The following is a 19,355-nucleotide window of genomic DNA, read 5'->3' as shown; positions in this document are numbered from 1 at the left end:
CAGGGTTCTGACCTGCGATTTTGAGTGCCGCACTATGCCGCTGAGTTTCGTTTCGTACGAGAGTCATGACAAAGCCACCAGCGACGGAGATGAGTAAAAGCGATTAAAGAGCCTCCGTTCCCTGCGTTGGGACGGAGGCTCTTTCTTTGCCGTTTTACTCCCTTGTCTCCGTTCGGGGATTATTTCTTGCTCATTTAGGGCTATTCGCGCTGAAAGATTTTGACTAGCTTGGTGTCCTTTATTTCGTAGACAATGTCTGCGACGTTCTCGACCAGCCTCTTATCGTGGGAGACGAACACTATCGTTCCGGCATAGGCGCTCATCATCTGCTCGAGGGCTTCGGCGCTCTTGATGTCCAGGTAATTTCCAGGCTCGTCCATGAGCAAGATGTTGTATCTGCCCAGCAGCATCTTCGCGAGTAGCAGCTTGATGACTTCGCCTCCCGAGAGAACGCCAACGTCCTTTGTCAGGTCGCGCGGTCCGATTCCCATAGAGGCGAGGATGCCTCGAATTTCGGTCATGCTGTACTCGCAACCATCCTGCATGAACGAGATCGCAGACTGACGGGCGTCGAACTTGTAGCCTGTTTGCTCGAAGTAACCGATCTCTGCCTTGGGAGAGATGTTGATACCGTCGGCGCGTCGAGCGATTGCCTTCAGCAGGCTGGTCTTTCCTGTACCGTTGCCACCGGTGATGGCCACTTTGGCACCGAGCGGTATCTCGAATTTCGCGTGGTCATAGAGCATGCAGTTGCCGAAGCTCAAGCTGAAATCGTCTGCCGAGATGGGAAATTTACTATGCAGTTCCAGGGCCTTGCTCTGGCGGAACCGCACGGCGCGAATGCTATCTGGGGCCTCAATCCCTTCGAGCGCTTCGAGGCGCTTCTCCATGTCCTTAGCCGCCTGGTACATCCTCTTCTGTTTGGTGCCGGTTGCTTTCTGATGCCCCAATCGACCTGCATACTCGTTGCTTTTTTTCGCAGCCTTCCGCTTGGCGTCGACCTGCCGTGCTTTTTTCCGTTGTTTTTCGATGGCGGCTTCGAGGCGATCGCGCTCGCGCATCGCCTCTTCGTATCGAGTCGCCTGAGCTTTGCGCTCTTCTTCTTTCTGTCGCAGATAGTCGGAGTAGTCACCCCAGAATTCGGAAATACCGCCGTCTTTGAGCTCCCAGATCTTGTCTACCACCTGGTCGAGAAAATGACGGTCATGGCTCACGATGAGCAGAGCCCCATCAAATGCCTTGAGTTGTCCGACGAGAAGGCGGATGCCGTCTTGGTCGAGGTGGCTCGTAGGCTCGTCGGCGAAGATCGCGCTTGCATGCTGGGAGAGTGCAGAGGCAATCTTGGCGCGTGTTTCCTCCCCGCCGCTCATCGTCTCCTGCGCCACTCCGGCGACGTTGAGACGGGAGAGCATCTCACCACTGTCCTGAGCCGCATCAAGGTCGAGTTCATCGAGTTGGCCGATGAGGGCAATGCTGCCGAAGCGCCTGACGTCGGCGTCCGCAATGGTAAGATTGCCGCTCAGAATTTTAAGCAGGCTGGTTTTGCCTGCGCCATTGTCTCCCACCAAGCCGATGCGATCGTAGGAGTAGATTTCCAACTCTTCGATATCCAGGATATCGCGGCCGGCATATTCCAAAAAGATGTCTTTAGCTTTGACTATGAGTTCCATAGGTTGAACCGCCTTTTGTGTATTAGCCTTTTACTGGAAGCGCAGCTATGCCAAAAAAGATTGCTCACGTCGATTTTTCGCCTTTGCCCAATTGCCGGCGCGAGCGTTTTGACCTTGCGCAAGCCGGCAAATCCGAAAATGATAGTTGGCGACGAATAAGGAGCGCGATGTGGGATGTCGGCGCAATACCTCGTCGTCGCAAGGGCTTGAAGGCTGACGCGTGAACCGATGGCTGCCGCCTCTTTTTTTCGAATACTTGGGCTATTGAATCCGCCCGGTATCTCTTTTCCCCACGTTTCGGACGCTCGGAGCAAGCAGCATAGCCATCGCAAGCAGTACCATGGTCGCTCCAGAGCCGACGAACCATAACGGAGCTCCAAGCAGATCCGCAAAAACGGAGGGGGCCGCGAGGCCCATGGGCATGGCCCACGCCATGATGGTTCCGTAGAGGCCGAAAACGCGGCCTAGGTACTCAGGAGGTATCTGCTCCTGCATAAGGGCAGTCTGGGTTCCCGCGTACAACGGGGAGCATGCGCCCATAAGAAAGCTCGCCGGTAGGAAAACGGCGAACATCGACGGGCCGAGCAATCCGGATGCGATTGCGACGACGCCGAAGCCGGCGATCGCGGCGACCATGGTGAGCGACTTATTGCGGAACCCTCCCGTGGCCGCCAAAATGCCGGACCCAGCCAGCATGCCTGCGGAGAAAAGGACCTCCACCAAAGCAGCATCCCCCGTGCTACCGCCAAAATGTCCCAAGGTCATTATTGGGAACAATGCCGCGAGTGGGGAGAACGCGAAAGCGAAGACGAACCCGCACCAAAGAAGGGCGAACAGCCCCCTGTATCCCCTGATCAGCTTGTAGCCGTCCGAAATCTCAGAGAAAAGTTCTCGAACTTTATTGGAAAAGGACGAGCTGCGGTCGGCTTCGTCGAGTCCTCCTGCGTCTATCTGAGCGGCGAGGACAGCTAGAGAAGCGAAAAGCGCCCCCAGCACGTCGAGGGCAATCATGGCGGTAATGCCCGCCACAGGATAAATCACTGCCGCGAGCGCGGCGCCAAGAATGTATCCGGCGGACTGAATCGCCTGCATCACTCCCGATAGGCGAACGAGATGCTCTGGCGGGGCGAGATGGGGCGTGAGGGATTGGGAGGCCGGCGTGTAGAACGAAGTGCCAGCTGCGCGGAGAAACAGGGCGATGAGTATTGACCACGCAGGTAAGCTGCCGGCCAACGAGGCAATCGCCAAGGCGGCGCCCACCGCGGCAACGAAGAGGTCGGCGCCGATGAGAACACGTTTCAAAGGCAGCCTGTCGACAACGGCGCCCGCAAGGACTCCGAACAAAGCAATCGGCAGAAAGCCTGCTAACGATGCCAGGGAGAGGAGGGAAGATGATTCTGTCGTGAGGGCGATATGCCAAATGAGACCCATTTGGAGAATCAAGCTCGTCAATGTCGACACGAGCTCCCCGCCCCATACGAAACAAATCTTAAATTGCCATGAATGGCACAGCGAAACAGACCTGCGCCGAGAGGTTTCAAATATCATGGTTATGTCCAATCGTGAAATGGCGTGCAGAAAAACAGCGCGACGCCACAACAGCGCCGCTTTCTAGGCGCTCATCCACGTGCGGAAAAGACCAACCACGACACCCCTCCTTTGTTAATTCGGTCTGGCAAACCATGTAATATTAACGAGGCTTGAGTTTGCCTGTCAAGAATCGACCATCGGAAAGGGCAATCCTCTCTGGCCATTCGATTCCTTTTGTATCTTTGGTTGCATAGGTGACCCGCCAGGGCTATTACGCGTGGAAGAGGCGCCTGCCGAGCTGGCCGATGAGGCGCTGAAGATGGCCCTGGTCAGGCGAAACGATCCCAAGGGATGCGTACATCATTCGGATAGTAAGAATGTTGCCAGCAGGTTTTGCGGCAACCGCAAAGGAGCCGTATCCTGCAGCTGGAATCACGTTGCAGCATCCTGACCCGCATTCCGATTGGCGGACGGCCCGCTTCGGCATCCTGACCAGCACAGCGATCGAGCCTTGTCATTCCTTGGATATGCCGGTTGCTCGGGGCGGTCCCGACGGAGGCCCTCGCCTCCCCGGTCCGTGACCCAAGAAGGGCAAGCATGCTGATCTGCATGGCTGGTTCCTCCTTTATGTAGACGACCATGCAAAGAAGGGACAACCGAGGAGGCAGGTTACTGATGCGGGCTCCCGCACGCCCATGACTACCCGACGGGCTGTTTTTCATCTCCGATGCCCGCATTGCAGCATGAACGAATGTGCCTCGACATCTCTGCTGGCATGGTACGACTGGGATCGCACCTCGACGCATCCTTGCGCATACTGCCTTCCAAGTTTCGAAACCGGGAAGGAAAGTGTATGTGAGCGACGATATCGGCGCCGATTCGACGCTCGAGAGGGAGATTGCGCCGATTCTATCCATCGGGGATGCATTCCCGAAGATTCTCATCACTCGCACGAGGCATGAGCCCCATACCCGGGAGGGCGTGCTCGTGCTGAATTTCGCGAGGTGGCTGCTTGGCGGGTAGGGTTCTGAACGTCGCATTGGGATATCGCGCGACAGGGCACGCAGGGCTGTTTGTGCCCGCACGGGAAACGCCGTCGCCATGCGGGCGGCCTGTCGTGTCCGATTAGCCTTTTGCTAAACAGGCTTACGCCAACTCATGGGCAAGCCACCTGAGACTATTCACTTTGCTTATCGTTGACAAAGACCTGTGGCCTGCGGTTTTGTGAACGGCTCGTAAGCCACCCGCGTCGACTCACTTACTGTTGAAGCTGGTGGTTTGCAGGCTCAAAGGCGGTTGAGTTTCAAAACGGGCGTTTTTCGGCGATATCGAGCCTCCAAAGGCGGCTCTCCGTGCCCCTTGGGACAAAAATAAAAACTCAATACTCTGAGTTTGAAAATGGTTTTTGAAGTTGTCCCAGCTTTTGTCCCCGAAGCCGATGAAACGCGACGTCGCGTCATTCAGCGGCACTCACTTCGAGATGCCGCCGAAAACTGGGTGCAACTGGAGTGACGAGACGGCAAAACTATAACCACCGAGTGGGAATAATCCGATAGGGCTTTGACCTGCACTTTTGAGTGCCGCACTGTGCCGCTGAGTTTCGTTTCGTATGCGACTCACGGCAAAGCCACCAGCGACGGCGGTGGATAAATACGGTAATCGAGTCTCCGTTCCCGCGTGAACTGCCTCCCATTTCTCGTGTCCAAGAAATGGGAGGCAGTTCAATTGGTTTCGGAGGCTTCTTTTTTGCTTGTTGAACTGCTCATTTACTCCCTAGTTAACTCCATTTCGTACACAGGATGCGACCGCATGCACCACGAGATGACCAGGGGCTGCAAAGCCTCCGGCGTGAAGCGCATCCGCATCCACGACCTGCGCCACAGCCACGTGTCCCTCCTCATCGACATGGGCTACTCCGCCGTGGCCATCGCCGACCGGCTCGGTCACGAGAGCGCCGACATCACGTTCCGCTACGCGCACCTCTTCCCGGACAGGCAAGGGGAGATTGCACGCGCGCTCGACGAGGAAGGAAGGGACTGATGCCCTGCCCCAACGATCGAAGGAGGAAAAGCGTCACCGTATCGTTCCGCATGACGCCGGCGCAGGCAAGATGGCTCGACGAGGTGGTCGCGGAGTCGGGGATGACGAAGCAGGACTTCATCATGGCCCGCCTGCGAGAGGACGGCATCACCGTGGTGCCGAACAGGCGGACCTTCCTGGCCTTGCGAGACCGCATGGCCGAGGTGCTCCGGGAGCTCAGGCGAATCCACTCCGGCTGCGAGGTCGGCGGCGAGCTCATGGAGACCGTCACCCGACTCGTGCGCGAGCTCGCCGAGCTGCGTGGTGAGGAAACCGCCGATGTCGTGGCGGAGAGGTTCGAGGGCATCATTGGGCTGGAGCGTCGCTGACGCCCAGCTTGCATGGTGATGACGGGCTCGCTTTTTGCGATTGAGCCACGAGGCCCCGTTGCCCAGATCTTCGAGCGAACCCCCTGCCCCTTCAGCCCGTCGCGCCCCATGCCTTGAGCGTGCTTCCTAACCTCCTTAGCGCCGGCTCGCTCCCCGGGCTGCTCCTTGGACTTTCGCAGGCTCGTCGAGGACCCCTGCGGCCACAAGGGCCGCAAAAACTTTTCGAGCGCTCTTCGGAGACCCGCGCTTGAAAACTCGAGCCCTTGAGGGTTTTGCTTTCCCCCCTTGCAGCCTCCGGGAACCCCGACGGCATGCGAGCCACAAGGTTCGCCACAGAGGCGGGCCGAAACCATAGGAGGTCAACCATGGAAGCCGTCAACACCAAAGCGATGAAGGGCATCAAGAGCTATCTCGAGCGCAGGGGTTTCGAAATCCTCGAAGAGAGCTGGGCGCACGGCGGTGACATCATCGACTTCATCGCCAACGAAGGAGACGACCTGGTCTTCGTAAGCTGCCAACTCCGTCGGAACAGCGGCGAGGGGTTCCCCGAGGAAGTTCTCGACCGCGGCTCCCTCGAGCGACTGGCGGCAGCCTACCTTGCCGAGCACCTCGACTCCGGCGATTGCGCGGTCAGGTTCGATGCTGTGAGCATGCTGGTCCTCGGCGACGACAGGGCCCTTCTCCGCCACCATCAAAACGCGCTCCGCGAGCTCTAGCCGCCAGCGGCCCCGGAAGCTTCGATTTCCGGGGTGTCTTTATCCGTTCCTATCAGAAGAAGTCTGGTCCACTAGCTGGAATCCGGACTCCTGCCAGGCTGAGCTCGGCGAAAGCATGCTTTGATAGGTCTTCATGGGATTTGTGACTGCCATGGCCACCGACTGCTGCGCGCGCGTAACGGCGACATAAAACTTTCTTGCGGACTCGGAGGATTTGAATCGCTCTCCCTTATTTAAAAACTTTTCTATCGGCTCTGTCGCAATTACCACGATATCACGCCTGGTCATGCCCTTGCATTCACCGAAATTGGCGACTTCGACCCCGTCGAAGCTCCCCGCTGTTTTGTTAATTCTCAACACGGTGGCATGATGTGCCCAAGCGTATTTTTCGATGTCTTTCTTGTCGATAAGATACAAGCCGGAATACCCATTGGGTGCAACGTTTGAAACCGTAGGAGGAAACTTACGAGCGCAGGCAATGACAGCATCCGAGAATTTGGCAATATGTGGGATGAATCTATGCGTCTCATTCTTCCAGTGAACCTTGCAATTGCCCGCCTTTTCCATAGCCAAGAAGAAGTCAGCGATACCCTCGTTGCGATATTGCTTGTACTTTGTGTCCGATCGTGATGTGCTGATGACGGATTGGCGCGGGTCGCAAACGACTGTAACCCTGATTTTCGAGCGCATCAGCCTTTCGAGTACCACGAGGTCGTTGCCCCGTAAGTCCTGCGCCTCGTCGATATAGATTGCGTCGACGATGGATTCCAGGCGGCGAATCGCCGCTCCCTTGCTCCCGTCGATTACCTTGACGGCCACGAGTGCTAAACGCTCTGAGAACACATCGCCTCTTGTGGTGAAATATCTTAGGTCGCCTTGCAGATACTGGAAATTATTCGGGATTTGCGTGCACAAGGTACCGACATCGATTTCGGGCCAGCAAAGCTTCGAGTAGGGACGCGCAATTTCGTTGAGCAAAAAGCTGAACCATCCCATGACCCGGGGATATTCCGAGCTCATTCTGATTTTTTCGGCAACGCGCGCTGAGCCTTCGACTTGGTTTCTGGTCAGATACGTGAGGAGCATCGTCCTATCAAGGTTGGGCTCGTTCGCAATCCGCTCCGCGACAAACTCCGTCTTGCCGGCTCCCGCTACGGCGATGACGACCGAATTCTCGCTCATGCCTTGTTCTTATTCGAAGCAATGAAGTCAATGGCATTTTCGATGTAGCGGGGGGCGCTTAGCGTCTCCGTGCCATCGACGTCACGCAGGAGCCTGAGAGCCCAATCGGTTTTGTGTCCTGTCATATACTCAACCAAGGAGTCTGCATCATTAGTATCGGAGCCTATCACGGAAGCCAAGCAGGTTATGCATGATTCGTTTGCCTTGACCATCTGAGGTTCAAGCGTCGCTCCGCCTTCAATCGATCCGACGAACATCTCCCTTTTGCCCGGGCTGGTAAACTCACTCGCATCCTTAAGCCAGTTGGCAGGCTCTGCTTTATCGTTGTCTCGCAGCACCGCCACTTTTCCACGGTCGATGGCGCTGGAAAGCTCCAACGCTCGTTTCCCGCGCGTGCCGTATTCCATGACGTCGATTGCGCCTGCTTCGGGGTAGCGTCCATGTCGCTTGTTGTATGCCCACTTGAAGACCATCTCGTCAGATGGTCCTTCCAGGTCGAAGCGAAGGGTCTGTTTCTAGGAATAAACGGGCTCTCAAACAGCATGACCTGCATACGGCTATATGCTCTGCGTTCTTTTTCGCATAGAGCATGATCCCTCTCGGAAAACGCCGTCGCAGCTAACGTGTTTTGCTCGCTACCCGACAAGGAGCGCTGTACCATTGGACAAAGCGACTCGAACTAAAAGATCTCTTTCTGCCGAAACATCCACACCGCGGTCCTGTTCGACACGAGGAAGAAGACGACGGATACGGCAAGGACGACGCCAAAAGCTGGAAGAGCGTTCTCCTTTACGGGGATAAACAGGTTGATGAGCACGACAAGCGCGAAAATGATGGCCGTCGAGGCCATAAACGATAGCATGAACACGACCTGAGACTTGTCGGGATCGAAGCGGTAGGCGCATGGGAGGCTGAGGCCGCCAGCCAATAAAGAAGCGCTTATCCCCATGGACCCGTACAGACACAAAGATCCCGCCTCCATCTCGAAGCCGAGAATAGCGAGCGCGCCGCAGGGAATGAGAGCCGCCACCGTACCCAACAGGGAGAGCACGATATACAAGATGAACTTCTCCCCGATAATCTGGTCCCTGGATACCGGCATGGTGATTATGTTCTTGCTCCATTTCGAGCTCGCATCGCTTGTTATGCTGACGAAGACCGCCGTCGTGGCGCACGGGGGAGCCACTATCAAAAGCATGCTGGGCTCCAGCAAAAACGAAAGGCCGAATCCCAGTGCGATCAGGCTCACGATCGTCACGAGGATGTTGCTCCTCGCAATGTACAGGTCTTTGATCAGAAGCCCCCTCATCGTCTTTCCCCCTTTACGTAGAGAAGCATGATTTCATCGATGGTCGTCGGCACGACCATCGCTTTCGGGTACTTCTTCCGAATCTTGTCCCTGTCCGAAACCAAGACCTGCCACCCGAAGTCCATCTCGCGGTACGTAACGACATCGCCCTCATCCAGCGCTCTGAATTGCGCCGTCCCGCATTCGATCACGCCGTAGTGCTCCATCAGCTCGTCTTTCGGCTTGGAGAAGGCCACCTGTCCTTCGTGAATGAACACGATGTAGTCGGCTATCTTCTCCAAATCGCTGGTGATGTGGGAGGATACCAATATGGAATGGTTCTCGTCCTGCACGAATCCGAGCAGCATGTCCAGGATGTCGTCTCGGACGATGGGGTCGAGCCCGCTCGTCGCCTCGTCCAAGATGAGAAGCTCCGAATCGTGGGACAGGGCGACGGCAATTGCCAGCTTCGTTTTCATTCCCTTCGAGAATTTGCCGATCCTCTTGTCCAGCGGCAGGGACAGCTTTTTCAAAAGGGCCATGTAGGCCTGCTCGTTCCAAGAGCTGTAAATACCCTTCATTACTCGGTTCAGTTTTCTCGGGGAGAGGATTTCCGGGTAATTGGTGCCGTCGAACACGACGCCTATCCGTTCCTTCACGTCGTTGTCCAGCTCGCTCTTCCCCAGAACCGAGACATCTCCCGCCTCTTTCTTGATCAACCCCAAAACGGCGTTGATGGTCGTGCTCTTCCCGGCCCCGTTTTCGCCGATCAACCCGACTATGGAGCCTCGCGGCACGCTGAACGAGACTCCGTCCAGCGCGAAATCTTCGAACGTTTTGGCAAGCCCCGAAATCGTCAAAGCATCGTTCATGGTCAGTCCTCCTCGTACAGCAAAGACAGCAACCCGATCAACTTGTCGAGGGGAATCCCGCTCGCGCGCGCGGCCTCGATCGCCTCTGTGAAATGCCCTTCTATCTTCTTCTGCTGCTCCTCCAAGTAGAAATCCTGGTTCTGGGAGGAGACGTAGCAGCCCTTTCCTGCCGTCGTCTCGATGAAGCCGTCTGCTTGAAGGAGGTCGTAGGCCTTCTGCACCGTCAGCACGCTGATCCGCAGGGACCTGGCCAACGAGCGGATGGAGGGGAGCGCTTCGCCGGCCTGCAGGTCGCCGCTCATGATCTGGGCCTTGACCTGAGTTGCAATTTGTTCGTAAAGAGGTCGGCTCACTTTGTTGCTTATGCTGATTTCCAAAAGCAATACCTCATCTGTACTGTACAGTACTGTATATACATATACAGTATAATACACCGTATATTGGTTGTCGAGTGGGGAGATGGAAACGACCGCCTATGCCAACGGATAGCTCTACTCTGTAGGGCATCGGAATGCAGAGATGTGTCGGCAACTCATCGCTAGACGATTCCGACCCGCGCCCTACGCCCGATGGGCAGTACAAATTGATTATGGCGATCTTTCATCTCCACGATTGCGAACTCAATCGCATGCGGGTAGACAGTGTTTCTACGGACAAAGTATTTACTCCCTAACAACCTGCAACCATCCTCTCGCTATCGCGTGCCGAAGTGGAACTCAGCACTGAGTTCCAAGTGAGCTCGATTTTGGGACGATTTCACGCTGCCGAGAGTAAATATAAACGCAGTTTAGAGTACGCGTTGAGTTCATAGTGTTGTGTTTTTCTTCTACCGAGTGGGAATAGATAGGCCTCTGAACTGGGAGTTTATCATCTGTCCCATCTAGTGGCATCTGGTCTCATCTAGTAGCAGGTAAGGTGCAAACTGCCGGTCAGTTTGGTGAGTAAATTTTCCGCGAAGCCTCTGAAATCATCGATTTCAGAGGCTTTCATTTTGCGTATTGACCTGCTCATTTACTCCCTAGTCATCTCCATTTCTTACACAGGATGCGACTGGTTTGTCCGAGATGCTAAATCGCGTCCGGCCTCGCATGGGGGATATGGCATGCCCCGATCATCGCCATGGGCCATCACTTCGGGATGGGCTACGCCGGCTTCCCGTGGACGGGGGTCCTCGTGATGGTCGCGACCTGCACTGCAATGGGCTCATTCCTGAGCTTGCTGAGAACGCGTGCGGGGAGCGTCTGGCCATGTGCCCTGGCGCATGGGGCGTTCAACGCCACGGCCAACATCGGCCTCATGTTCTGCGCGGGCGGGCAGGCCCTGGCAGGGCCATCCACCTACGGGTACGTCGCAGGCATCCCGCTGTTCATCCTGGGCGTGGCCTGCTGGCTGAAAACGACGGGGGTGGAAAGCCAGGACGGGCCTGCCGCGGGTCGACTTACGTGAACCGGACTGCATTGAGCAAGACGCCGTTTTGCCCGTTCAGGTCGTTTACTCCCGGGCAAAGCAGAGACGTATAAGGAAGCCTCGATGCCGATGTGGACTCAGTTGCGCGCACCTTCTCACATTCCCGCAGGACAGGGATTTACTTCCCGGCAATCTGTGACCATCCCAGCGCTTGCGCGTGCTGTAGTGGAACTCAGTGAGGAGTTCCGGTCGAGTTCCGTTTTTGGAACGCTTTCGAGCTGCCGTGAGTAAATTCATGCACAGGTCAGAGTGCGTGCTGAGTTCAGGATGTTTGGATATCGACGATCGAATGGGAGTGACCTGGGCTTTTGTTCCATCTAGCTGCAAACCTCCCGTCTAGTGGCGGTGGTTAGCATCCAGTGGTAGGAATAGGACAAAGCAACCGGAACTTTCGATGAGTGGAAATAACTCAGAAGCTCTGAAATCAAACGATTTCAGAGCTTCTCTTATAGGTGTTGACATGCATTTATATTCTTCGTTCCGCTCATGTCGCGGTAAGCGTTGCTATTAGAGGAGAAAGAATCTGCTCGTTGCGAATGTGTATCAAACATCGTTGGAGTGCTTCCATAGCGCTTTTTAGCCGCCTCGTATCGCAACCGCTTTCCATGTAGTCATCGTGTAGTCACCCGGTTTTTGGGAAGGGGGAAATTCGCGTTGCGCCCGTTCAGAGCGAAGAGTGACAAACCTTCCCAAAACTCAATTGAGGGTCGAGAATCGTGCGATTACATCCTCGTCGGCGACAGCCTCGTGATCATCGTCATCCGCACCGGTTGCGGTAGTGCCGATCTTGGGCCCTTCGGAGTTCACGAGCGTTCCGAGTTCGATCTTTATAGAGTCCTTGTAGACAGTGACGTCGAAGGTTGGGATTAGGTCCCTGTCTGCGTTGGAATCGCATCGCTGCTCTTCAATGGTGTAGGTGTCGTAAATGAGTGCGCCCTTGACGGTGATGGTGAACGCCTCGTCAGAAAGCTCGTAGCCCGCTGGTGCGGAGATTTCCTTTACGGTGTACGTACCGTTCGGGAGCTTGTCTGCGGTGGTTCCGTGCCCGCTTGCGACCGTCTCGAGCTTGGTTACGAGAGAGCCGTCCTTGTATACGCCGTACATGGCGCCAGCCAGCGAGTACTGGGAGTTGCCCTTGGTCACCTTGACATCGCCGGACGACTTGTCGAGCGTGCCGTATCCGCCCTCGGCGAGGCCCCGGTAGACCTTGAAGCTCGCATACGTCTTGCTGTGCCCGCCATGGATTCCCCACATGTGGTCGAAGAGGCAGTTGCCCGTATCGGACCCCTCGTACCAGGCGTGGTAGATGGTCTTGTCCTCGCCTGCGATACCGCAGTACGCGGCACTAAGCCACGGTAAGCCAACCTAAGGCCCAAATGGCGAAACTCTGTTGTCAACTTGACCGGATTGGGCCAATCTGCCCGATTGTTCGCTGTCGCCCGAGTGACTATAATGATTCCAAGCAATCCGCCGGTGCCTTTGGCAAGCGTCGGCACGAGAAAGGTCCTGGTGCATGAAGAACTAGCGATGGCCATATCCACCCGAAAGCCAAGCGACATCGCTGGTGGCCATGCCTGCGGGTGCAGCATCGCATGTTCGAGCATCGTTCTAAAGCCACATACTCAAACTGGCAAAGCGCAGAGCTGCCCCCCATGGCCTTCCGCAGGATCGGAGGCAATATGCAGCTCAACCTCTCCAACATCGAATACACCTATCCGTCGACGGCAGAGCCCGCCCTACGCGCCGTGACCGCTACGTTTCCCCGTGGGTGGACCGGCATCGTCGGTGACAACGGCGGGGGCAAAACCACGTTGGCGCTGATGGCTTGTGGGCTTTTGCGGCCCGACGCTGGCACGGTCTCGCCATCCCTCTTCTCCGCCTACTGCACCCAAGATGCGAAGGAGCCGCCGGACAACGTGGTCGATTTCGCACTTGCCCATGACGGCCTAGCCGTGAGGCTCCGTCGCGAGCTCGCCATCGAGGACGACTGGCCCTGGCGCTATGCCACGCTCTCGGGCGGGCAGCAGAAGCGACTGCAGGTGGCCTGCGCCCTGTGGGCTGCTCCGGACGTCCTTGCCATGGACGAGCCCACCAACCACGTCGATGCGTCGACCCGCCGCGCCATATCCGATGCGCTGTCGCGCTTCGATGGGATTGGCCTCCTCGTCTCGCACGACCGGGAGCTGCTCGACGCCCTCTGCGCGCAGTGTCTGTTCGTCTCGAGGGGTGCCGTCGTCATGAGGCCAGGCGGATACTCGCGGGCATCCTCGCAGGCGGTCCTGGAGCGCTCGGGCGCCGTCCACGCGCGCGACGAGGCCCGCAAGGAGAAGGCCCGCATCGAGCGGGAAGTTAGGCGTCGTCGTGAGGAGGCGTCGCGTGCCGCTGGCAAGAGGAGCCTCAGGGGCATAGACAAGCACGATGCGGACGCGCGTCGCAGGGTGCGTGTTGCGGTGGTGACCGGTAAGGACGGGCAGGCGGGCAGGCTCTCGTCACGTATGGTCGGAAGGCTGGAGGACGCGGAGGCGAGGCTTGTGGCGATGCGGGTCGAGAAGCGCTACGAGGCGGACGTGTGGCTCGATGCCGAGCCCAGCAGACGCAAGCTCCTTTTCAGGATGGGGTCCTGCAGCATTCCCCTTGGTGACGCCTCCCTGGTCGTTCCCGCTCTGCACATCGGAAACACCGATCATATCGGGCTCGTTGGAGACAACGGTTCCGGCAAGACGACCCTTGTCAGGCGAATCGTGGAGGGCCTTGCCGAAACGACGAGATTTCTCTACATCCCCCAGGAGCCCAATCGGGCCCTGGAGCGGGCTGCCTTGAGCGTATTGCACGATCTTTCGGCTAGCCAGCGCGGTCGTGTCCTCTCCGTTGTGGCGCAGCTTAACTCCGATCCGAACCGCATGCTCGAGGGAGATGCCGTTAGTCCGGGGGAGATGCGCAAGCTCATGCTGGCCCTCGGGATTGTCGAACGCCCTCAGCTCGTCATCATGGACGAGTCCACTAACCACCTCGACATAGGATCCATTGAGGCTCTGGAGCGCGTGCTGGCCGTCTATCCCGGCGCGCTTCTCTTGGTTTCCCACGACGCAGCCATGGTGAAGGCGGCCACAAACGTGGTCTGGCGGACAAGGCCTTTGGGGGGTGGCTATGAGCTCGTAGTGGGATAGACACCCTTACATTGCAGCTGTTCTTGTAATATTGACTCAGCCTGAACTCAGCTACATGAAAAGCATGCACGCCTTTGCAGCTCAAACCACTTGTTTTTCAACGATCTGGGTCCATTCTCCACTGTTGCATGCCAAACTGGAATTCAGTGCCGAGTTCCAGCTGAGCTCTAGCTTTGAGATGGTTTCACGCTGCCGAGAATAAACATACACACAGTCCAGCATGTACGTTGAGTTCATTCAATCTCGAATACTGGCGGTTAAGCGGGAATGAAAGAGCTTCTGAACTAGACTTTTACAGAGCGTTCCATCTACCGCTATCTATTACCATTCTGTTTGTTCGATAAATTCAAATTTGCGAGGGTGCTGAAATATGATATTTCATGAATTCGGCGATAAAAATCTCCCCCATATACTGTTGATACACGGTGGGGGTAATTCCTGGTGGAACTACCTCCGGCAAGCCCGTATGCTCTCGGATGCATACCATGTAATCTTGCCAACGCTTGATGGCCATGGAGAAGAATATCAAAAAGATTATATTTCAACCGAGGATTCCGCACAGCAGATCATGGGCTATGTAAAAAGCAATTGTGACGGGAAACTGTTTGCTGTAGGCGGCGTTTCCCTGGGCGGTCAAATTGCAATCGAGTTATTATCGCTGGATAGCGGTATAGCCCAAAAAGCAATAATCGATGGGAGCATCTGCATTCCTCAGCCCAAACTGGCACGAATCAGTGCAATCACTGTAAAGCTATTCGGGAAGCTTATGTTTAGCAGATCGGCTAGCAGGATTCAGTTAAGCCTAATGAAGAAAATGTATCCCAACATGGCTTATCCCGCAGAAATAGAAAACTACTATATGGAAGATATGCCAAAGCTTCCTATCAAAACACTAGTGACGATGTATCGAACATATATGGGAGAGTACAGGCTCAAAGACGCTATCACAGAAAGCAAAGCGCAGGTTTTATATATCTATGGTGAAAGGGAAATGGGCTGCGTCAAGGAATCGGCCAGGCTGTTTCAAAAAATGCATCCTGATTGCATCCTCCATGAAGCTAAAGGGTACAACCACGGATATCTGTCTGCTTACCTGCCTTTAGAGTGGATGGATTTGGTTAATCCGTTTTTGGAAAACTGCGTTTGACTTGACAGTAAGTTGAACTATAGAGTTATCGAACGAGTCAAGGTTTATCTGCATAAATGATAGCTCGATAAACGATTGGCGTAATTACTTGCCGGTACACTCGGGCTGGTATGCCCGATTGGACTATTTCCGTTCCGCCCTGGCCTTCTTGAACTGGGTGTTTGACAGATGGATCTGAGCGGTCCATAATGTATCCAGCTAAAAACCTTAGGGTTTTGCGGGGCGGGGTTGCGAAAGCGGTCCTGCCCTATTTTTTTGCCCGTAGCTCGCGACGGGAGACGCATGACGCGTTGTCGTGACTTGACGAACTGGATGAACGAAAACGCGCCCTGGATCGCTCCAGGGCGCGTCCTTTTACGCCTCGAGATTCTCGTATTCCCGCTCTGCAGTGGAACTGGCTCGGATGCAAGCGTACCGAAGCAGGGCCGATAGCATCAAGAGGAACGTAGTCCTTTAGAGGAACGTGCGGCTTGGTTTGTTTAGCTGTTGTTGTTGCCGAGTCGCCCCTTCGCTTGCTCGCCGCAAAACTCCCTTGCGAGCAATGTCGAAGTGGCGCCGCAATACCGGCGCACAGCAGCGTTAGATTCGGTTGGTTTCCTATTGGGGCCAGGGCCCCTTGCAGACGACCGCACAGGGGCCCGCTCCAGTTTGAAAATCTCGTCTGCCATGCGTCTCACCTCTCGGTTGGCCTTTGCCCGGACCCTGCAACGCGGCGCGGGACCCTAGGCCACGCTAAGCCACTGTAAGGTCCGCTTCTCTAAAACAGTCGTTTCACTCCAAGAAGCGCCCGCGTCTGCATGGCTGCCGGAGAATCAGGCGCAGTGGCAGTTGGAAAGGCAGAAGGAACCCGCGGGGAACGGGTTTCGATCGGACGCGCGCGCCGCCAGTCGGCGGCATCGCGTGGATCCCCGAGGAATCGTGCGACTCAGTCCAGGACGAATCAACCTCCGGTTGATTAAATCAATCAAAATAGGCGAAGGCTCGATTGCCCATCCGAAGCCGACCCCTTAACCTTTTAAGAGATTGATAGACTTGAGAAAGGGCGCCCATGGATAACGAAATCCCCATCGGGAGCAACATCGCGCGCAACCGCAGGGAGCGCGGGCTGACGCAGGAGGAGCTGGCAGCGTTCCTCAAGGTCACGAAGGCGTCGGTCTCCAAGTGGGAGACCGGGCAGAGCTATCCCGACATAGCGCTGCTGCCGCGCATCGCAACGTACTTCGGCATCAGCATAGACGAGCTCGTGGGATACAGGCCGCAGATGAGCGACCGGGCAATCCGCATGGAATGCGCCCGCCTGCGCGCGGCCTTCGCCGAAGGTCCGTTTGACCGGGCGCACGACATGTGCCGGGCCCTCGCGCGCGACTACTTCTCCTGCTACCCACTGCTCTTGCAGATAGCGACGCTCTACGCGAACCACGTCGACCTCGCCGGCCCTGACGCGCGCGGCCCCCTCATCGAGGAGGCCGTCGGCCTGTGCGCCCGAGTGCGCCGAGGCGCCAAGGGCTTGGGCTGCGTAAGGCAGGCCGAGTCGGTCGAGGCGATCTTGCTGCTGATGAAGGGAGGGGCGAAGGAGGCGGCGGAGCTTCTTAAGGACTCCGTCTCACCCGACATGGGCGCAGACATCATCCTTGCCAGTGCCTACTCCGCGCTCGGGATGACGGAAGAGGCCGACACGGCACTGCAGTCGATGCTCTACCAGGCGCTCGTTTTGAGCCTGAGCCGGCTAGCCGACCTAGCGATGCTTCACGCCTCGGAACCGGACAGGCTCGAAAGCGCCCACGTGCGCGCGCTCCATATCATCGACTCGTTCGGCTTCGAAAAGGTGTTCGAAAACGTGGCGTCGGTGCACCTCTCCTTCGCAGCCGCCTTCAGCGTCGCAGGCGACGCAGACGGGGCCATCGGCTGCCTCGAGGACTACGTGCGCTCGTGTCGAGCCATGAGGTTCGACGGGGCGTTCCACGGGGACGCCTTCTTCGACAAGCTGGGCGATTGGTTCGAGCGCGCGAGCGCCGTCGGGGCCGACATGCCGCGCGACGAGAAGAGGGTGAGGGCGAGCCTGCTGGAGGGGGTTGCCGCGAATCCGGCGTTCGCTTCTCTATCCGGCGACTCGCGCTTCAAGCGTATCGTGGCGAGCCTGGAGGAGGTCGCACATGGGTAGCGCCAAGCGAGAAGCCTCCTTCCGCAGGGCGGTCGCGAAGAGGCGGGTCGCCGTGTTCCTGCTCGTCACCTTCGCGCTCACCTGGGGTCTCGTCATCGCAGCGGGATTGGCGCTCGACTCCTTCTCCGTGGGCGAGCTCGGCGCGCCTGCGGTGGTCCTGCCCATCACCGTCAGCATGTTCTTCCCCCTCGTCGGGGCACTCGCAGCCAATCGGTGCTGCGGTTCCGGGGGCGGGACCGACCTGCGCCTTCGTCCACGCGTGAAGGGGAACCTGCGCGCGTACCTGGCCGCGTGGCTCGTTCCGGCGGCGGTTGCCTCGCTGGGCCTCCTCGTATTCTTTGCGACGTTTCCCGATCTGTTCGACCCGATGCTGCAAAGGTTCTTGCAGTCCATGTCTGCTGCCGCGCAAGATACTGGTGGAACGGCTGTCGGCACAGAGACGTCCATCATCGCCGTTTCAGTCATTTTCTCCCTCACGGTCGCTCCGTTCGTCAACATGCTGCCGGCCTTCGGGGAGGAGGCCGGCTGGCGCGGCCTGCTCTTCCCCTCGCTTTGCGAGCTCATGCCCCCGCGAGCCGCCGTCCTCGCGTCCGGCCTCGCATGGGGGATATGGCATGCCCCGATTATCGCCATGGGCCATCACTTCGGGATGGGCTACGCCGGCTTCCCGTGGACGGGGGTCCTCGTGATGGTCGCGACCTGCACTGCAATGGGCTCCTTCCTGAGCTTGCTGAGAACGCGCGCGGGGAGCGTCTGGCCATGCGCCCTGGCGCATGGGGCGTTCAACGCCACGGCCAACATCGGCCTCATGTTCTGCGCGGGCGGGCAGGCCCTGGCAGGGCCATCCACCTACGGGTACGTCGCAGGCATCCCGCTGTTCATCCTGGGCGTGGCCTGCTGGCTGAAAACGACGGGGGCAGAAAGTCAGGACGGGCCTGCCGCGAACCGACTTACGTGAACCGGGCCGCATTGACCCAGACGCTGTTTTGCGCGTTCAGGCCGTTTGCGCCCGGGCAAAGCCAAGATGTATGAGGAAGTCTCGATGCCGATGTGAGCTCAGTTGCGCACACCTTCCCACATTCCCGCAGGTCAGGGATTTGCTCCCCAGCAAACTGCTACCATCCCAGCGCTTTCGCGTGCTGTAGTGGAACTCAGTGATGAGTTCCAGTTGAGTTTTGTTGTGGAACGATTTCGAGCTGCCGGGAGTAAATTCATGCACAGGTCAGAGTGCGTGCTGAGTTCAGGATGTTTGGATATCGACGATCGAATGGGAGTGACCTGGGCTTTTGTTCCATCTAGTTGCAAGCCTCCCGTCTAGTGGCGGTGGTTAGCATCTAGTGGTGGGAATAGGACAAAGCCACCGGAACTTTCGATGAGTGGAATTTGTCGACCGGCCCCGAAATCAGACGATTTCGGCTTTTCTCTTACCCCATTTGAACTGCGAAAATACTCTTCACACCTGTTCAATGCCCACACAGGATGAGATTAGTTGGCGCGATACGGGACTTGTCCCGAAAACGTGCCAATACCAACGGAATGATTCCATCGCGTTTTTCGGTCACGGCGCCATCTTGGGACCCTGCGTGTAGTCACCGTGTAGTCACCCCGCCTCTCGGCGCTCCGATTCCGCGTATGTGCAGGTAGGAGCTAAGAGTGACAAACCTCCCGAAAACCGGGTTCGAACGCGTTTCCGGCGGGTTCTGACGGCATCCGAAGACCCTGGAGTCACTCTCTCCACGCGTCCCAG

General features: G+C 57.1%; 19 protein-coding genes. 11 read left to right on the top strand and 8 right to left on the bottom strand.

Annotated features, from left to right (window positions below; all coding sequences use genetic code 11):
- Positions 1 to 200: 200 nt before the first annotated feature.
- Positions 201 to 1,670: a ribosomal protection-like ABC-F family protein gene (gene abc-f / locus BN4314_RS03015; protein WP_005987409.1), complete on the bottom strand. Its 1,470-nt coding sequence runs from the start codon at positions 1,668 to 1,670 to the stop codon at positions 201 to 203.
- A gap of 47 nt (positions 1,671 to 1,717) precedes the next feature.
- On the opposite strand from abc-f, the gene BN4314_RS08075 reads away from it, so the two are divergent.
- On the top strand, positions 1,718 to 1,894 hold the full coding sequence (locus BN4314_RS08075; RefSeq protein WP_156422837.1) for a hypothetical protein: 177 nt from the start codon (positions 1,718 to 1,720) through the stop codon (positions 1,892 to 1,894).
- A gap of 37 nt (positions 1,895 to 1,931) precedes the next feature.
- On the opposite strand, the gene BN4314_RS03010 is transcribed toward BN4314_RS08075, so the two are convergent.
- Entirely contained in the window at positions 1,932 to 3,218 is a 1,287-nt protein-coding gene (locus tag BN4314_RS03010; RefSeq protein ID WP_066305042.1) for an MFS transporter, read from the bottom strand.
- Between the two features lie 837 nt (positions 3,219 to 4,055).
- Here BN4314_RS03010 and BN4314_RS08070 point away from each other — a divergent pair.
- The 4 genes from BN4314_RS08070 (at position 4,056) to BN4314_RS02990 (ending at position 6,324) form a co-directional block, all read left to right on the top strand.
- On the top strand, positions 4,056 to 4,223 hold the full coding sequence (locus BN4314_RS08070) for a hypothetical protein (RefSeq protein WP_157966984.1): 168 nt from the start codon (positions 4,056 to 4,058) through the stop codon (positions 4,221 to 4,223).
- A gap of 786 nt (positions 4,224 to 5,009) precedes the next feature.
- On the top strand, positions 5,010 to 5,240 hold the full coding sequence (locus BN4314_RS03000; protein WP_068539724.1) for a tyrosine-type recombinase/integrase: 231 nt from the start codon (positions 5,010 to 5,012) through the stop codon (positions 5,238 to 5,240).
- Positions 5,240 to 5,608, top strand: a complete 369-nt coding sequence (locus BN4314_RS02995; protein ID WP_068539722.1) for a plasmid mobilization protein — start codon at positions 5,240 to 5,242, stop codon at positions 5,606 to 5,608. Before BN4314_RS03000 ends, BN4314_RS02995 begins: the two co-directional genes overlap by 1 nt.
- 365 nt (positions 5,609 to 5,973) lie before the next feature.
- Entirely contained in the window at positions 5,974 to 6,324 is a 351-nt protein-coding gene (locus BN4314_RS02990; RefSeq protein ID WP_068539720.1) for a YraN family protein, read from the top strand.
- A gap of 39 nt (positions 6,325 to 6,363) precedes the next feature.
- Here BN4314_RS02990 and BN4314_RS02985 read toward each other — a convergent pair whose 3' ends face one another.
- From BN4314_RS02985 to BN4314_RS02965, 5 genes are all read right to left on the bottom strand, one after another.
- A complete protein-coding gene (locus tag BN4314_RS02985; RefSeq protein ID WP_068539718.1) occupies positions 6,364 to 7,506 on the bottom strand; it encodes a DEAD/DEAH box helicase in 1,143 nt (380 codons plus the stop codon).
- On the bottom strand, positions 7,503 to 7,979 hold the full coding sequence (locus BN4314_RS02980) for a hypothetical protein (protein ID WP_068539716.1): 477 nt from the start codon (positions 7,977 to 7,979) through the stop codon (positions 7,503 to 7,505). The genes BN4314_RS02985 and BN4314_RS02980 overlap by 4 nt, the downstream gene beginning before the upstream one ends.
- A gap of 206 nt (positions 7,980 to 8,185) precedes the next feature.
- A complete protein-coding gene (locus BN4314_RS02975) occupies positions 8,186 to 8,815 on the bottom strand; it encodes an ABC-2 transporter permease (protein ID WP_068539715.1) in 630 nt (209 codons plus the stop codon).
- Complete coding sequence (locus BN4314_RS02970) at positions 8,812 to 9,666, bottom strand: ABC transporter ATP-binding protein (protein ID WP_068539713.1); 855 nt, start codon at positions 9,664 to 9,666, stop codon at positions 8,812 to 8,814. The genes BN4314_RS02975 and BN4314_RS02970 overlap by 4 nt, the downstream gene beginning before the upstream one ends.
- Before the next feature lie 2 nt (positions 9,667 to 9,668).
- Positions 9,669 to 10,043 (bottom strand): GntR family transcriptional regulator, encoded by a 375-nt coding sequence (locus BN4314_RS02965; RefSeq protein ID WP_068539711.1) that lies wholly within the window; start codon positions 10,041 to 10,043, stop codon positions 9,669 to 9,671.
- 742 nt (positions 10,044 to 10,785) lie between these two features.
- Between BN4314_RS02965 and BN4314_RS08405 the strand changes: the two genes are divergently transcribed.
- Positions 10,786 to 11,112: a CPBP family intramembrane glutamic endopeptidase gene (locus BN4314_RS08405; RefSeq protein ID WP_068539709.1), complete on the top strand. Its 327-nt coding sequence runs from the start codon at positions 10,786 to 10,788 to the stop codon at positions 11,110 to 11,112.
- Between the two features lie 84 nt (positions 11,113 to 11,196).
- Positions 11,197 to 11,364 (top strand): hypothetical protein, encoded by a 168-nt coding sequence (locus BN4314_RS08065; protein ID WP_157089939.1) that lies wholly within the window; start codon positions 11,197 to 11,199, stop codon positions 11,362 to 11,364.
- Between the two features lie 465 nt (positions 11,365 to 11,829).
- On the opposite strand, the gene BN4314_RS08165 is transcribed toward BN4314_RS08065, so the two are convergent.
- Positions 11,830 to 12,387: a prealbumin-like fold domain-containing protein gene (locus BN4314_RS08165; protein ID WP_068539707.1), complete on the bottom strand. Its 558-nt coding sequence runs from the start codon at positions 12,385 to 12,387 to the stop codon at positions 11,830 to 11,832.
- Between the two features lie 425 nt (positions 12,388 to 12,812).
- On the opposite strand from BN4314_RS08165, the gene BN4314_RS02950 reads away from it, so the two are divergent.
- The 4 genes from BN4314_RS02950 (at position 12,813) to BN4314_RS02935 (ending at position 18,566) form a co-directional block, all read left to right on the top strand.
- On the top strand, positions 12,813 to 14,300 hold the full coding sequence (locus BN4314_RS02950) for an ATP-binding cassette domain-containing protein (protein WP_068540782.1): 1,488 nt from the start codon (positions 12,813 to 12,815) through the stop codon (positions 14,298 to 14,300).
- 370 nt (positions 14,301 to 14,670) lie between these two features.
- The gene (locus tag BN4314_RS02945) at positions 14,671 to 15,447 is read left to right on the top strand and encodes an alpha/beta fold hydrolase (RefSeq protein ID WP_068539705.1); all 777 of its coding nucleotides are present in this window, start codon (positions 14,671 to 14,673) and stop codon (positions 15,445 to 15,447) included.
- Positions 15,448 to 16,495: 1,048 nt separating this feature from the next.
- Positions 16,496 to 17,608, top strand: a complete 1,113-nt coding sequence (locus BN4314_RS02940) for a helix-turn-helix domain-containing protein (RefSeq protein ID WP_068539703.1) — start codon at positions 16,496 to 16,498, stop codon at positions 17,606 to 17,608.
- On the top strand, positions 17,601 to 18,566 hold the full coding sequence (locus BN4314_RS02935) for a CPBP family intramembrane glutamic endopeptidase (protein ID WP_068539701.1): 966 nt from the start codon (positions 17,601 to 17,603) through the stop codon (positions 18,564 to 18,566). The genes BN4314_RS02940 and BN4314_RS02935 overlap by 8 nt, the downstream gene beginning before the upstream one ends.
- Positions 18,567 to 19,355: the final 789 nt, after the last annotated feature.

The sequence above is a fragment of the Olegusella massiliensis genome, from assembly GCF_900078545.1.
Taxonomy (GTDB): Bacteria; Actinomycetota; Coriobacteriia; order Coriobacteriales; family Atopobiaceae; genus Olegusella; species Olegusella massiliensis.
The sequence above is the reverse complement of the archived record's forward strand: the minus strand, read 5'-3'. Positions and strand labels throughout refer to the sequence as shown.

Bases quoted from the DNA above. Each gene is read 5' to 3' on its own strand.
- BN4314_RS02985 (WP_068539718.1), bottom strand. From the start codon at position 7,506: ATGAGCGAGAATTCGGTCGTCATCGCCGTAGCGGGAGCCGGCAAGACG.
- BN4314_RS02950 (WP_068540782.1), top strand. From the start codon at position 12,813: ATGCAGCTCAACCTCTCCAACATCGAATACACCTATCCGTCGACGGCA.
- BN4314_RS02990 (WP_068539720.1), top strand. From the start codon at position 5,974: ATGGAAGCCGTCAACACCAAAGCGATGAAGGGCATCAAGAGCTATCTC.
- BN4314_RS08405 (WP_068539709.1), top strand. From the start codon at position 10,786: ATGGGCCATCACTTCGGGATGGGCTACGCCGGCTTCCCGTGGACGGGG.
- BN4314_RS02980 (WP_068539716.1), bottom strand. From the start codon at position 7,979: ATGGTCTTCAAGTGGGCATACAACAAGCGACATGGACGCTACCCCGAA.
- BN4314_RS02935 (WP_068539701.1), top strand. From the start codon at position 17,601: ATGGGTAGCGCCAAGCGAGAAGCCTCCTTCCGCAGGGCGGTCGCGAAG.
- BN4314_RS08165 (WP_068539707.1), bottom strand. From the start codon at position 12,387: ATGTGGGGAATCCATGGCGGGCACAGCAAGACGTATGCGAGCTTCAAG.
- BN4314_RS02970 (WP_068539713.1), bottom strand. From the start codon at position 9,666: ATGAACGATGCTTTGACGATTTCGGGGCTTGCCAAAACGTTCGAAGAT.
- BN4314_RS08065 (WP_157089939.1), top strand. From the start codon at position 11,197: ATGCCGATGTGGACTCAGTTGCGCGCACCTTCTCACATTCCCGCAGGA.
- BN4314_RS02975 (WP_068539715.1), bottom strand. From the start codon at position 8,815: ATGAGGGGGCTTCTGATCAAAGACCTGTACATTGCGAGGAGCAACATC.
- BN4314_RS02945 (WP_068539705.1), top strand. From the start codon at position 14,671: ATGATATTTCATGAATTCGGCGATAAAAATCTCCCCCATATACTGTTG.
- BN4314_RS08075 (WP_156422837.1), top strand. From the start codon at position 1,718: ATGCCAAAAAAGATTGCTCACGTCGATTTTTCGCCTTTGCCCAATTGC.
- BN4314_RS02995 (WP_068539722.1), top strand. From the start codon at position 5,240: ATGCCCTGCCCCAACGATCGAAGGAGGAAAAGCGTCACCGTATCGTTC.
- abc-f (WP_005987409.1), bottom strand. From the start codon at position 1,670: ATGGAACTCATAGTCAAAGCTAAAGACATCTTTTTGGAATATGCCGGC.
- BN4314_RS02940 (WP_068539703.1), top strand. From the start codon at position 16,496: ATGGATAACGAAATCCCCATCGGGAGCAACATCGCGCGCAACCGCAGG.
- BN4314_RS03000 (WP_068539724.1), top strand. From the start codon at position 5,010: ATGCACCACGAGATGACCAGGGGCTGCAAAGCCTCCGGCGTGAAGCGC.
- BN4314_RS03010 (WP_066305042.1), bottom strand. From the start codon at position 3,218: ATGATATTTGAAACCTCTCGGCGCAGGTCTGTTTCGCTGTGCCATTCA.